The organism is Streptomyces sp. NBC_01445 (genome assembly GCF_035918235.1).
GTDB lineage: Bacteria > Actinomycetota > Actinomycetes > Streptomycetales > Streptomycetaceae > Streptomyces.
This window is the reverse complement of sequence record NZ_CP109485.1, coordinates 231942-245267: the sequence shown is the minus strand read 5'-3', so window position 1 is coordinate 245267 and position 13326 is coordinate 231942. Positions and strand designations below refer to the sequence as shown.

At 69.4% G+C, this 13326-nt stretch carries 15 protein-coding genes; 9 read left to right on the top strand and 6 right to left on the bottom strand.

Features of this window, described 5'->3' with window-relative positions:
- The first annotated feature begins 202 nt into the window (after positions 1-202).
- A complete protein-coding gene (locus OG574_RS01240; RefSeq protein ID WP_326771438.1) occupies positions 203-631 on the top strand; it encodes a hypothetical protein in 429 nt (142 codons plus the stop codon).
- Here the strand turns inward: OG574_RS01240 and OG574_RS01235 are convergent.
- A complete protein-coding gene (locus tag OG574_RS01235) occupies positions 576-830 on the bottom strand; it encodes a hypothetical protein (RefSeq protein ID WP_326771437.1) in 255 nt (84 codons plus the stop codon). The two genes, OG574_RS01240 and OG574_RS01235, sit on opposite strands and share 56 nt — an antisense overlap.
- 540 nt (positions 831-1370) lie before the next feature.
- Here OG574_RS01235 and OG574_RS01230 point away from each other — a divergent pair.
- Positions 1371-2033, top strand: a complete 663-nt coding sequence (locus OG574_RS01230; RefSeq protein ID WP_326771436.1) for a hypothetical protein — start codon at positions 1371-1373, stop codon at positions 2031-2033.
- 286 nt (positions 2034-2319) lie between these two features.
- Here the strand turns inward: OG574_RS01230 and OG574_RS01225 are convergent, their stop codons facing one another.
- Positions 2320-2484 (bottom strand): hypothetical protein, encoded by a 165-nt coding sequence (locus OG574_RS01225; protein WP_326771333.1) that lies wholly within the window; start codon positions 2482-2484, stop codon positions 2320-2322.
- Between the two features lie 75 nt (positions 2485-2559).
- Between OG574_RS01225 and OG574_RS01220 the strand changes: the two genes are divergently transcribed.
- The gene (locus tag OG574_RS01220) at positions 2560-2793 is read left to right on the top strand and encodes a hypothetical protein (RefSeq protein WP_326771435.1); all 234 of its coding nucleotides are present in this window, start codon (positions 2560-2562) and stop codon (positions 2791-2793) included.
- Between the two features lie 95 nt (positions 2794-2888).
- On the opposite strand, the gene OG574_RS01215 is transcribed toward OG574_RS01220, so the two are convergent.
- On the bottom strand, positions 2889-3227 hold the full coding sequence (locus tag OG574_RS01215; RefSeq protein WP_326771434.1) for a thioredoxin family protein: 339 nt from the start codon (positions 3225-3227) through the stop codon (positions 2889-2891).
- Between the two features lie 561 nt (positions 3228-3788).
- Positions 3789-4928, bottom strand: coding sequence for a helix-turn-helix domain-containing protein (locus OG574_RS01210; protein WP_326771433.1), 1140 nt, complete (start codon positions 4926-4928; stop codon positions 3789-3791).
- An 87-nt stretch (positions 4929-5015) separates the two neighbouring features.
- On the opposite strand from OG574_RS01210, the gene OG574_RS01205 reads away from it, so the two are divergent.
- The 3 genes from OG574_RS01205 to OG574_RS01195 all read left to right on the top strand — a co-directional run bounded on the left by OG574_RS01205 (position 5016) and on the right by OG574_RS01195 (position 8161).
- Positions 5016-6071, top strand: a complete 1056-nt coding sequence (locus OG574_RS01205; RefSeq protein ID WP_326771432.1) for a ferredoxin reductase — start codon at positions 5016-5018, stop codon at positions 6069-6071.
- A gap of 7 nt (positions 6072-6078) precedes the next feature.
- A complete protein-coding gene (locus OG574_RS01200) occupies positions 6079-7197 on the top strand; it encodes a fatty acid desaturase family protein (RefSeq protein WP_326771431.1) in 1119 nt (372 codons plus the stop codon).
- Positions 7198-7825: 628 nt separating this feature from the next.
- Entirely contained in the window at positions 7826-8161 is a 336-nt protein-coding gene (locus OG574_RS01195; protein ID WP_326771430.1) for a cupin domain-containing protein, read from the top strand.
- Between the two features lie 1400 nt (positions 8162-9561).
- Here the strand turns inward: OG574_RS01195 and OG574_RS01190 are convergent.
- Positions 9562-10470 (bottom strand): LysR family transcriptional regulator, encoded by a 909-nt coding sequence (locus tag OG574_RS01190; protein WP_326771429.1) that lies wholly within the window; start codon positions 10468-10470, stop codon positions 9562-9564.
- Between the two features lie 70 nt (positions 10471-10540).
- Here OG574_RS01190 and OG574_RS01185 point away from each other — a divergent pair, with 70 nt between their 5' ends.
- The 3 genes from OG574_RS01185 to OG574_RS01175 all read left to right on the top strand — a co-directional run bounded on the left by OG574_RS01185 (position 10541) and on the right by OG574_RS01175 (position 12646).
- The gene (locus tag OG574_RS01185; protein ID WP_326771428.1) at positions 10541-11479 is read left to right on the top strand and encodes an NAD-dependent epimerase/dehydratase family protein; all 939 of its coding nucleotides are present in this window, start codon (positions 10541-10543) and stop codon (positions 11477-11479) included.
- Positions 11480-11490: 11 nt separating this feature from the next.
- Positions 11491-12375: an aldo/keto reductase gene (locus OG574_RS01180; protein ID WP_326771427.1), complete on the top strand. Its 885-nt coding sequence runs from the start codon at positions 11491-11493 to the stop codon at positions 12373-12375.
- An 82-nt stretch (positions 12376-12457) separates the two neighbouring features.
- Positions 12458-12646, top strand: a complete 189-nt coding sequence (locus OG574_RS01175; protein WP_326771426.1) for a hypothetical protein — start codon at positions 12458-12460, stop codon at positions 12644-12646.
- 80 nt (positions 12647-12726) lie between these two features.
- Here the strand turns inward: OG574_RS01175 and OG574_RS01170 are convergent, their stop codons facing one another.
- Entirely contained in the window at positions 12727-13236 is a 510-nt protein-coding gene (locus tag OG574_RS01170; RefSeq protein WP_326771425.1) for an NUDIX hydrolase, read from the bottom strand.
- Positions 13237-13326 lie beyond the last annotated feature (90 nt).

Below are 13326 nucleotides of genomic sequence, written 5' to 3'. Positions count from 1 at the left end.
TCTCGCCCCTCCGACGTGCTGTGATGAGCCTCACCGCAAACATGAGGCCCCCCTCGGGTACGGTGGCAGAGCCGAATGTGAGGCACCCCTCCGGATGACCTTGCGGCAAGCCGACTGACCCGGGATTTCCGGATCTCGGTTCACCTAGAAGCGGCGGCCGCCAGTTCGGCGAAACCGCGGCAGTCTCGCAAGGGAAATGACCATGAACAGCATGACCAAGCGCGTCTCGATCGCACTCGCCACCACGGCTCTGGCCGGCGGAGTCCTTCTCGGAGCCGGCGGCTCGGCGTCGGCAGCCACGACTTCGGTGCCCGTGCAGCACGCGCAGGACGCGTCCGCCACCTCCGCGACCAGCAGCGAGCAAGCCGGCCACCACACGGACGACGACCACCGTGGGCAGGACACTGTGCGCTACGTACGGGCTGCGGACCACGAGGGCGAAGCGGCCTCGTGGCGCGGCGTCAGTGCTGCCCGCTGGTACGAGGACCAGGTCGACGAAGTGGCCTCGTGGCACGGTGTCAGTGCTGCCCGCTGGTACGAGGACCAGGTCGACGCGGCGGCCTCGTGGCACGGTGTCAGTGCCGCCCGCTGGTACGAGGACCAGGTCGTGTGGTCCCTGAACCACAGCTGACGTCATGGGCGGTGGTGGTGATGGTGTGCTGCGGGGCGGTGAGCGCGTCGGCCTTGACCGCCCACAGCGGGCCCTGTTGCTCGACTGCGATGAACGCGACGCGCTGCTCTTTGGCCTCCTTGCATGCGGCCTCGAACGCGGCGAGTCCGGTCGCGTCCGGGATCCGGTCGGCAGGGCAGGGCGTCGGCAGCGGCTCCATGACAAGCATCCTCCTAGGAGGCAGACAAAGGCGCGCCGCGTGGACGCGGAGCGTGTCCACGCGGGCAAAGCAATCGTTGAGATGGTGCGCGACAACGGCCGCCCCGGTTCCCCTTCCCCGGACCGCGTGACCGACAGCCCTGGCCTCTCCCCCTCAGGGGCGCGGCCGGGGCTTCGCGCTGCGGGCGCTGTTCCTGCGGACCGGCCGAGATGGTGGACTGGTGGGGCTGCCCGACCGGCGGGTACCAGCCACCACGGTCCGGCAGCCCTGGAGCGCGCCGCCGACGGGCGCCTGCGGGCTCCTGGGGGTGCGGTGCGGGTGCGGTGGGGCTGTGCCCGCACCGTGCGGAAAGATCACCGCACATGAGCACGAAGTGTCGCCGGTCGGGGTGAATCTGTCTTATATGCCGCACTTGTTGCGTCTGGCGTCTAGTTCGCCGGAAATGACCGCCCACTATGCCAGATGAGCGCACGATCGCGGGGAACGTGTGCTGCGGATCGACGCGGACAAGAAACCCCGGAGCAGCACAAAATCGCACGATTGCGGGTGCTGCTGATCGACCTCGAAACAGCCTGGGAGTGCGGAGACCTGCTGTGCACCCTGGGCCGGGCCGACTACCTGCGCGAAGCCTGCCTCGGCCTCGTCAACGCCCTCACCCTGCGGACCCGGCAACCGGACGCCTTCGGCAAGGCCCCACACTCCCTGGAACAGGTCGGGCGGGTTCTCGGCCTGAGCAAGCAGGCGGTCGCCGACCGCGTGCGTGCCCTCGACCCCTTCGCCCCGCTCGCCGAGCCTGACGAGCCCATGGAGGCGGCCACCGTCACCCTCGGCCTGTACGCGGCCGATGTACACCGCGCCGCGGCCAAAGACCCCGCCTACGGGGTCCTGGTGGGCCAACTGGGATACGGCGAGCTGACTCGAGTCATCCGTATTCACCCGGATGTTGCCGCCGCCGTGAAGGCCTGCGAGACCCTGCGCCTCGAGCACTGGGTCCGCGTCGGGCCGACCGAGACCGTCCCTCAGGACCGCAACACCGCCATCGTCGCCCGCCTTCCGGGCTTTCACCGCCCCGACCCCCTCGACTGCAAGGTGGACGGCCAGTGGGAGATCCAGCTCGACCAGCACCAGATGCAACTCCTGCGCAAGACACTGGCCCAACAGGCACCGGGTGCAGGCCGCCGGACCGGGAGGGGCCCAACCTGACCGGCCGGTCCGGCAGCCTCGGTGGCCGGGCAGGCGGTCGAGGCTGCCGGCCGGTACAGCGGGTGCGGGCACGGGGTGGAGGGGCACGCACCACGCTGGTCTATGAGCTGGGCCACGGGCAGCTGTCAGCCAGCTTGGCCCATTCCCGGTCCACCTGCCCCGGCACGACACGCCCCTGCGCCTGCCAGCGGGCGGCCAGCGCCGCGAAGATCGGCGCACCAGACGTGGGCGGAGTTTTGTCGCGGGTGACCGGCGCAGGCCGGGGCGTCATCGTGGTCACGCAGTCCTAACGCGCGAATCCGCCTGTGGTCACCGTGGCGGCACCGACGCGATCGGCGAGGGCCTGGCGGCCGTCGCGTACGCGCTGCTGGACGTCGCGCATGCCATCCGGGAGAACACCGAAGCCCGCCAGCAGTAGGGGAGCGGCCCGGCAGCAGCATCGGCCGGACATAGGGCGCACCGCCGGGCCTCTCCGCGCAGCGTGGGCCAGCGCGCATCCCCGGCTCGGCCGCCGCAGGCTGGCCCTGTGGAGTACCCCGTCGCTGTCGCCCTCGCCGAAGCCGTGCCGACGCTGCCCCGCGGCAAGGGCTGGTGGTACGAGATCAAGTTCGACGGGCACCGCACCGTCCTGTGGCGCGACGCCGAGACCGTCCGGCTACAGGCCCGGTCCGGGCGGACGGTCACCTCAGCGTGGATGGATCTGGCCGTGGCCGGCATGAACTCGCTACGCCCCGGCACGGTCTTCGACGGCGTTATGTGACCTGTGGGGGTGTCTCAGCCCCAAGGTGTCTCAGGCGGCGCAGCTCTCCTAGACGAGACGTGACGGGCGTCGCGGCCACGTGCCGCAGCGGCCGCTCAGAGATGACCGTCCAGGAACTTCCGTACCTCGGCAATGGTCATGGGCCCCGCGCCGTGCGCCACCGCCTCTCCCTCCTTCAGCAGGACGTAGGACGGGGCTCCGGTGATCCCGTATCGCTCGGTTGCGGCCGGACAACGCGTGATGTCGGTGCGGACGGCCGTCAGGCGGCCCATGTAGTCGTCGGCGATGCCACCCACGACGATGTCCATCACCCGGCAGGGCTCTATTGCCTTGGGCCATGCCCCGGTGAAATATGCGAAGACCGGAACTCCGCTCATCCCGAGGATGAAATTGAACTCCGCATCCTCACGGGGTCGGTGAACCCGCTTCGCCATGAAAGCTCCTGACCTCACGTTCCGTCATTCCATCCTCATCATCCCTCGCGCGGTGCGCCAGGCCGGCCCGGTCGGTCGTCCGGCTGACCTGTCGGAAGGAAGGCACGGGGCCGTCGCAGAACCACGGTGATCCCCGGCGCGAGCGGCCCGGCCCCCCGCCCCTGGTGACCCGGCCTGGCCTCCCCGCCGGTCACCCAGCTGCAGCCCGCCGCGCGCCCGTGAGTCAGCTCGTGCCAGGACAGCGCCCTCCACGACGACATGAAAGCTGTTTTCCAAGGCATAGCGGCCCAGATCACCGACCAGATGCTCGACGAGCGCGTCGACGAGCGGGCGGGTGCGCATCGTCCACCGGATCCAGTCGACCGTATCCGCCACCGCGCTTCTCAGAGACAGCGCCCCCGACGGGCTTCCCGAGGCCTTGTCTGGTCTTCACATCAACCCCCGGTCTCAGCTGGCTCATACCGCTCTTCCCCGGGCCGCACGAGCCAGCTGATGGCACCGAGAACGAGGCGCGATTCTTGGACCGCTCGCGGACGCGGTCGTGGACGGTCGAAGTACGCGTCAGCTGACCTGAAGACCGACCGCCAGCGTCAGTTCAAGGACCCGGTGTGGCGATGCGAGATCCGGAAACAGCTCCCGCAGCTGCGACATCCGGTACCGGACTGTCTGGGGATGGACGAACAACGCCGCCGCCACCTCGTCCCGCCTGCCCTGGTGCAGCAGCCACGCCCGCAACGTCTCCTCCAGCCGCCGTGCGGTCGCGACAGGCAAGGTCCGCAACGGTGCGAGGGCTCGGGCACGCAGGTCTGCGAACGCGTCCACGTCGGCGCTCAGCACCAGCTCGGGCAGGTGGTCCTCGGTGTCGCGAATATCAGAGGAGAGGGAGCGCGCGCGTACGGCTCGTGCGTACGAGGCGGACGCACGGGCCCATGGCCGGGCCGGGCCGACCACGGCGGTGCGCTCGGTCAGCTGCCGCAAGAGACGTGACCGGTCGGCATCGGGGACGAGCAGCACACCGGTGGCGTCCGGCAGATCGTCGAGGACGAGGGTGCTCGGGTCGAGCGTGCGATAGGCAGGCCGGGCCTGGGCGGCGGGCAGCAGGACCGCGGTCAGCGAATCCGGAGGCTGCCACCCGGCCCGTTGTACAGAGGCCAGCAGCACGTCCAGGCTCGCCCCGGCGAGGAGGTCGCGGGCCAGGTGTTCCAGGTGGCGCTCGTGGGCCCTGCCCCGGGCGGCCAGTTCGTCGGCGTGGCCCGCGGCGCTCGCGGCGGAGAGCTCGTCGATGTAGGCGAAGGTCAGCTCGGCGAACTTGGCGACCTCGGCGGCGGGCAGACCTGCGGGTACGGCACCCGCTGCCAGGCATCGCCAGGCCACGCGGGCGCCGACGCGGTAGGCGCTGAGGAGGGCGTCCATCGAACGGCCGTCGCGCACCTCGCCGCGGCCCAACTCGTAGGCCGCGTCACCGCCGTCGCCGCCTGTGGCGTTCCCGCTCGCGAGGTCCAGATAGTGCCCCAGGGCGGTGCGGACTGCTCGGCGGATGGTGGCGCCCATGCGGCCCGAAAGGGCGTTGGCGTAGGGAGGGACCTCGTCGATGATCGCCTGGACGATCTCGTCGGCGGTGGTCTTCAGCGCGGCCCGAAGTGCGGTGACCGTCGTCTCGTCCAGGGCCAGTTCGCTGGCCCTCCGGATTGCATGGTTCACGTTTTTGTTCCCTGCGAACAATTCAGCCAGCCAGATTTACGTCCTGCGGTCAGGACTTTACGCCTTGCGGCGCACCAAGCTGGAGCCATGACGAGTACAGCCCTCCGCAGCAGGGCGTGGAAACTGCTGGAGATGGTCACGACGCCGCTGCTGCCGTCGGACTACCTCGACCTGGTCAGCCCGCTGCGTGCGGGCGCTGACCTTCGTGGGCGCATCGAGGCCGTGCACCCCGAGACGGGTGACGCCGCGACTATCGTGATCAGGCCGGGACGGGGCTGGCGCGGCCACACAGCCGGTCAGTACATGCGGATCGGGGTCGACGTCAACGGGGTGCGCCTGTGGCGTGCCTACTCCATCACCTCGCCGACAAACCGCCAGGACGGCCGCGTCACGATCACGGTGAAGGCGATCCCGGACGGCAAGGTCAGCAACCACCTGGTCCGCAGGGCGAAACCGGGCACGCTGATCCAGCTCGACCAGCCGACCGGTGACTTCGTGCTGCCGCAGGCCAAGCCCGCCAAGGTGCTCTACCTGACGGCCGGCAGCGGCATCACGCCCGTGATGGGCATGCTGCGCGACATCGAGTTCGACGACGTCGTCATGGTCCACTGCGCGCCACAGCCGCAAGACGTGATCTTCCGCAACGAACTGCACGACCTGGTCGCGGACAAGAAGCTGCGGCTCACCGAGGTGCACACCGACACAGACGGCATGCTCGACATCGCCCGTCTCGACGGACTCGTGCCCGACTGGGCCGAGCGCGAGACCTGGGCTTGCGGGCCCGCGGGCCTGCTCGACGCCGCCGAAGAGCACTGGACCGAGTTCGGCGTCCAAGAGCGCCTGCACACCGAACGCTTCCGCCCCAGCATCGTCGTCGCCGGCGACGGCGGCGAGGTCACGTTCAGCGCCACCGGCAAGACCGTCGACGCGGACGGCGCCACGCCGTTGCTGGACGTCGGCGAGGAGGCGGGCGTGCTCATGCCCTCCGGGTGCCGCATGGGCATCTGCTTCGGCTGCGTCACGCCGCTCAAGTCGGGCGCCGTCCGCGACCTGCGCACCGGCGAGATCACCGAGGCCGAGCCGGGCGTCCTCATCCAGACCTGTGTGTCCGCCGCGGCGGGCCCTTGCGACATCGAACGGTAGGAGCACCTTGACCGCCATCGACCCCACCGCCCACCTGACCGCGGAGCAGATCGAACAGCTGGGGCGCGAGCTGGACGCGATCCGCGACGAGGTGATCGCCGACCGCGGCGAGAAGGACGCCGCGTACATCCGCAAGGTCATCTCGGCGCAGCGCAAGCTCGAGCTGGTCAGCAGGGGCGTGCTGCTGTTCTCGATCTTCCCGCCCGCGTGGTTGCTCGGCACCGCCGGGCTGTCCGTGGCGAAGATCATGGACAACATGGAGATCGGCCACAACATCCTGCACGGCCAGTGGGACTGGATGCGGGACCCGAAGATCCACTCCACCACCTGGGAATGGGATCACGTCTCCCCTTCCGAGCAGTGGAAGCACTCGCACAACGAGCTGCACCACACGTACACCAACGTGATCGGCAAGGACAACGACCTCGGCTACGGCATCATGCGCGTCGACGAGGACCAGAGGTGGCACCCGTTCCACCTCGGCCAGCCGCTGTGGAACTTCCTCAACGCCTGCTTCTTCGAGTACGGCATCGCGGCGTACGACCTGGAGCTCGGCAAGAACCTGCACAAGCGCCGCCGCAAGAACCCGGAGTTCCGCGCGCGGGCCAAGGCCGTGGGCCGCAAGATCCGCAAGCAGGTGCTCAAGGACTACGTGATCCACCCGCTGCTGTCGGGCCCGTCGTTCCTCCCCACGCTCGCCGCCACGTTCACCGCGAACCTGGTCCGCAACATCTGGACCCACTCGGTGATCATGTGCGGGCACTTCCCCGAGGGGGTGCAGGTCTTCGAGCGCCGGTCGATCAGGGGCGAGACGCGCGGCCAGTGGTACCTGCGACAGATGATGGGCTCGGCGAACATCAGCGGCAGCAAGGCCATGCACTTCATGACCGGCAACCTGTCGCACCAGATCGAGCACCACCTGTTCCCGGACCTGCCGAGCAACCGGTACGCCGAGGTCGCGGTGAAGGTGCGCGCGCTGTTCGAGAAGTACGAGCTGGAGTACGTCACCGGCCCGCTGCCCAAGCAGGTGTTCTCCGCGTGGCGCAAGGTCTTCCGGCTCTCGCTGCCGAACAACAAGCCCAAGGTCAAAACGCCGGACCGCGAGCAGGAGCTCGTCGCCGCCTGATTCCCGGTATTGGTTCAGCCGTACCGGCGGCACCGCCGGGTTCGGTGAGATCCGTTGCGGACGGTGGGCGACCGCGACGTCAGACCGTACGACACGGGATCCGGGGCAGGCCGGGGACTCCACGAAACGGGGTGCAGCTCATGCCGCTTCGATCACCTCGTTGACGTCGAATCCGTCCACCATCCCGAAGCCGAGGCCCATCACCCAGCCGTTCCTCGCCCGTGCCATCGCCGCACGCAACCCTGGCGTCGTCATCGGCGCCGTGATCCGCGTATTCGCCGTTCCCGGCCCGCGCGTCGTCGCCTGGACAGCAGCAGGCCCCGTCGGAAATGACGGGGCCTTTCGTCATGTGCGTGGAGGTTTACCGGTGTTGGCTCGCCGGGGCCGACGGGGAGTGCGACGGCTTTGTGTCGCCTGGACTCTTGCCGGTGTCGCCGGGCCCGCCGGCCAGGACGCAGCACAGGTATCAGCAAGAAGAACCCGTCGCCGCGGGCTCATCAGGTTGCGGACCATGTCGTCGAGACGGGTGAAGTTGAGGCGCCCCGAAGTTCTCGGACAGCGGTCCCCATAGAGCTCGTCACAGGATCACGGGTGTTGCGCTCCCCGGGCTCAGCGTTAGGGTCCCGTCATGGAGATCATCAAGGGTGCAGGCGTGTGGACGCACCCCGGCGAAGCGGGCCATGACTGGATCGAGCAGCTACGGACGTCGGATCTGTCGGTGGGAACGTACTGCATCCCGGTCGGCGGGCGTGATGCCCAGAGCCCGCACACCGAGGATGAGATCTATGTCGTCACAGCCGGACGCGCCAAGATCGAAACACCAGGCCGAACGGACGAGGTGAGTCCCGGGACGGTGATCTTCGTGCCGGCAGGTGAAGAACATCGATTCACAGAAGTGGCCGAAGACCTGGTGCTGCTCGTGGTGTTCGGGCCTGCGTACGGCTCGCGCTCGACCAAGCCTTAGCGATCAGGAGGTGGCTCTCCTCAGACGCCGCCAGCAGATCAGACTGCAGGCCAGGCCGGCTGAAGACTCCCGCCGCCGGGTGCGGGCACTTCAAGGGACACTTTCAAGACGTGACCTGTCCCCGGTGACGCCCAGTTCGAGGGCGGCCTTCTCGCCCCGGACGTCCTCGTCCGCAGCCCCTGCTCCCAAACGGCCCGCGGCCGTTTCTCTGCCGTGCTGGGCTCGTTGCCCGGGCATGGGGCAAGGCGAGAAGGGTGACGGCGTCTTGGATCCTGCTGTTCCGGCCGCGCTGCTGGATGCGTACTGGCTGATGGTCGACTCTCCTGCTCGGTCGCTTTGCGGGCGGTGCCGCCCGGAACAGTCAAACGGCGTCGCATCATGGGACCAACGGGATCTGGGCAGCAGCGAAAGAGGCGGCCATCTGGGTCAAGGGTGGCTGCGTCGCGCCGCTGGCGGGTGGGCCGGGCCGCGAGACTGGCCGTCGCCGCGGGCTCTGCCCTCGCCGCGGTGTGGGTGACGGCCGTGGCCGGGGGTTTGTACTCCCATCCGCCTCGGGTGCGGGCCACGAGCGCCTTGCGGGACGGCTTCCCCCGGGCCTCCCGCAAGGCGCCCCCTCCCGAAGACGCCGGGGATGCGGGAAGTCCCAGGTGGCAGTGACCGGGTAGGGCTCACTGTGGGCAACGCCGATCCTCACCGGCCGCCGTGCCGGCCTCGGGTGCCCGCCGTTCAGGGACATGTGGCGCTGTGTGTGCGTGGGGGTCAGCGACCGGGCCAGGGACACCGGCGGGTGAGTCGCGTCCATTGCTCATCCGGTCGGCCGGGGACGAGGCGGCCGTCGGTCTCCCACTGCCGGGCGAGCTGGGTGTAGATCGGCTCAAGTGCGGAGCGGGGAACCGGTTCTTCGCCGCTGTGTTGCTGTGTGCCGATCGTGGGGGCGAGTCGCACTGCCGTTGTGGTCACGTGGGTTCAACGGCTGGTGGCTCGTGGGGGTTACCACGCGAGACCGGTGTCTAGGCGGTGTTGGCGGTGAAAGGCGTTGTGCCGCCGTGGTGGCTCCGGTCGGGCTGAGGGGGATGCCGAGGCTCTTGCACATGCGATGGGCGCGGACGACGACGCTGAGCGTGGTGGGCGTCGTTTCCCCTGCAATGACCTGGACGGTGACGCGGCGGGGCCGGTGGGTGTGGACGAGGGCCTCGATCTCAACGGCGGCCGCGGCCCGGGAGTTGTGCAGCGTCACGTGCAGGGCGTCGCCGTCGACGCTGTGGCTGGTCAGCATGATGGCCTCCGCGCGCCGTGTCCTTGGGCCCTACTCCGTCCCGGCGGGCCGGCGCGGGGCTGTCCGGCCTTCAAGGACGACAATGAAACGCCGCCCCGTCGGCGTTCGGCGGACCCGTGGCGGATCAATTCCCGTTGTGCTGAATCGCTTGCTCGCGAAGAGCGTGAATGAACGTCGTGACGTGGGGCCGGTCACGGCCGCTGATTGTGGCGACGCCGATGTGCCGGATCGGGCCCGGCGACTTGATCGGGAGGGTGCTTAGACCCGGGATCTCGGGGGCGAGTGCGATAGAGGGGATCAGGGAGATTCCCAGGCCTGCGGCGACGAGGGAGCGGGCGAAGAAGTAGTCGGTGGTGGTCCCGCGGATTTCCGGATCGAAGCCGGCGTGCTCGGCGATGCGGCGCAGGTATGCCTCGGTCTTCAGGCAGCCGAGCACCCAGGGTTCGGCTGCCAGATCGGCGAGGTCGAGCGCGTCGTGGTTGGCGAGTCGGTGCCCCTGCGGCAGGACGACGTGCAGGGGGTCTTCCAGGAGCGGCGTCCACTCGAGGCTGGAGCTGGGGCCCGGTCCGACGGGGAGCGGGCCGTCGAAGTGGTAGGCGAGGGCGAGGTCCACGGCGCCTTGACGGACGAGTGGAAGGGTGTCCTCGGGTTCGCCCTCCCTGACGTGGAGAACGGTGCGGGGATGGGCTGTCATGAGCTGGGTGAGAGCGGCGGGCAGCAGGAGCCTGCCGCCGCTGGTGAAAGTGGCGACGGCGAGCTGGGTGCGGCCAGTGCTGAGCTCGACGATCTGCTGTTGTGCATGTTCGAGCTCCGCGGCGACGGATTCGGCGGCGCCGACCATGATCTGGCCGGCCTGTGTGAGGGTGACGCCTCGGGTGCTGCGCGCGACGACCTGGGCACCGAGGCTGCGTTCCAGGGCAGCCACCTGCTGGGAGACGGCCGAGGGGGTGAGGCGGAGAGCCGCGGCCGCCTGGTTGAAGCTGCCGTGCTTCGCCACCGCCCGCAGGACGCGGAGCCGCTGCACATCGATCAACAGTTTTCCTTAATACGTACCCAGTAAGCCAGGACTTCTGCTGATGACGATAGGTCTCCAGGATGGGGGCATGCAAAAGATCTGCGTCATCGGCGGAAGCCGGTACTTCGGAAAGATCCTGGTAGAGCGCCTGCAGGCGGCGGGCCACCAGGTCACTGTGATCAACCGCGGCTCCACCCCGCCGCCGGCCGGCGTCGAGCACCTCGTCGTCGACCGCAACGACGAGGCCGCACTGACGGCCGCGCTCGACGCCCGCACCTTCGACGTCGTGGTGGACCAGGTCTGCTACACCCCAGTACAGGCCGCTATCGCCGCCCGCGCCTTTGCCGGCCGCACCCGGCGCTACGTCATGACCTCCACGATCGAGGTCTACGACCCCGCGACCGCCGCCCTGCCGGCCGTGCCCTCGGGGACGCCCGTGTCAGAGGAGAGCGTGGACCCGACCACCTGGCAGGTGGCCATGGACCTGCCCTGGCACGACGACGCCTACCTGGAGGCGCACTACGCCGAGGGCAAGCGGCAGGCCGAGGCCGTCTTCGCCCACGCCAGCAGCTTTGCCTTCGCCACTGTGCGCAGCGCCCATGTGCTCGGGGGCGGCGCGCAGGAATTCACCGGCAGGCTGGCGCACTATGCCGGGCGCATGACCCAGGGCGAAGAGATCACTGTGCACGCGAAGGCGCTGCCCACGGTCTTCATCCACTACGAGGAGCTGGCGGACCTGCTGTTGTGGGCGACCGCAGCCGACTTCACCGGCCCGGTTAACGCCTGCTCCGACGGCCCGCTCGATGTGCACGACCTCGCCGAGATCGTCGCCACGCAGGCCGGCCGGGAGGCCGTCTACCGGACCGTCCCAGCGGGCGAGGAGGCTTCGCCGTTCTCCTTCGACCGCCACTACGCCATGAGCAACGCCCGCGCGAAGGTGCTGGGCTTCTCCTTCTCCCGCACCACCGACTGGCTGCCCGGCGCCGTCGCCGAAGCCCTCGCCATGTCCGCCGCTCCCACCGATTAAGGAACAAGGCCATGCAGTACCGCACCATCGCCCACACCACCGTCAGCGCCATCGGCCTGGGCGCCATGCCGCTGTCCATCGAGCACCGCCCGGACGAGACGCGGGCCATCGCCACCGTCCACGCCGCCCTCGACGCCGGTGTCACCCTTATCGACACCGCCGACAGCTACCACTGGCACGCCGACGAGGCGGGCCACAACGAGATGCTGATCGCCCGCGCCCTGGCCCGCTACGGCGGCGACACCTCCAATGTCCTGGTGGCTACCAAGGGCGGCCGCGGCCGCCCCGGCGACGGCAGCTGGACCGTCACCGCCACCCCCGCCCACCTCAAGCAAGCCGCTGAAGCCTCCGCCAAGCGCCTGGGCGTCGACGCGATCGGCCTGTACCAGCTGCACAAACCGGACCCGACCGTGCCCTGGGCGGAATCCGTCGGCGCGCTGCGCGAGCTTCTCGACGCCGGCACAATCCGCGCCGCCGGCATCTCCAACGTCACCACCGCCCAGATCCGCCAGGCACATCAGATCCTCGGCAACGGGCTCGTCTCCGTACAAAACCAGTACTCGCCCGCTGTCCGCGACAGCGAGCTCGAGCTGCAGCTGAGTGAACAGCTGGGGCTGGCCTTCCTGCCCTGGAGCCCACTCGGCGGAATCTCCCGCAGTTCCCTTGACGGCCCCTCCGGCCCCACCTCCATCGGCACAGCCTTCCACCGCATCGCTGCCGAACGCGGCGTCAGCCCACAGCAGATCGCCCTGGCCTGGCTGCTCGCCTGCTCCCCGGCAGTGATCCCGGTACCGGGAGCCAGCCGCCCGGCCTCCATCACCGACTCCGCCAGCGCCGTTGAGCTCACGCTGAACACGCAGGAGCTGGTGGAACTTGAGGACGTTCTGTCGGGCTGAGCTGGGTCACGGGGCGGCTTACTGACCTTGACCCGGCCGGCTGCGCCCTGCCGCCCGCCGCTGCCTCGGCACCACCGATGAGATGACCGCGCTCGCCGACGCCGCCCGCCCCGCCTCACCGCTGCGCATCGAGTCGGCCGACGACCCCGACGTACTGCTACCGCTCCTGAACCGCCTGCTCAAGAGCGGAGACGTGGTTTTGGTCAAGGCGTCCAAATCCGTCGGCCTGGAGAAGTTCGCGAACATCCTGCACGCCGAGGTACCGGCGTAGGCCGGCGGCGGGATGACCACGCCATGCACGCTGACCCAGGCCGAGCCACGGTGGTGGCGCTGGCGTACACAGCCGCGCGACTAGACCAGATCCTGCCGCGCCGTTCCTGCCGCAGCGACCGTCAGGCCCCACCGCTCGGCAGCGACACGGGCGGCAGCCGCAAGCTGGGCCGCGCCCCGTTCGCCCCACCCCAGCAGCTCGGCAGCGTCCACCGGTGACACCAGCATCCGCCCATAGGCCCGGCCTGTGCATGGGTCCGGCGCGATCGGGTCGGCCTTCTCCAACAGCGCGGCGTAGCGGACCTGGACGTACGGGGCCCGTCCGTCCTCGCTCACCAGCTGGTAGCCCACCGGTGCCCAGTCGGCGAGGGCGAGCTGGCTCTCCTCATGCACCTCTCGGCGGAGGGTCGCGAGCAGATCGCCCGAGTCCTCGGGTTCGGGTGTGCCGCCGGGGAGGTTGTACCGGCCCCCGTCGTCCTGCACGACCACCGCTCCGCTGACGGATTCGAAGACGATCCCGTACACCTGCCGGACTTCAGCGGTCGTCGGCGGCGGCCACGCCTCCACCCACCGGACCTCGTTCACCAACACGCGCCAGCCTCCCAACAATCCAACCGAATTGGGCAATCCACCCTCGCACAGGCCATATGAGCCAGTCCTCAGGATTTCGGGTGAACAGCG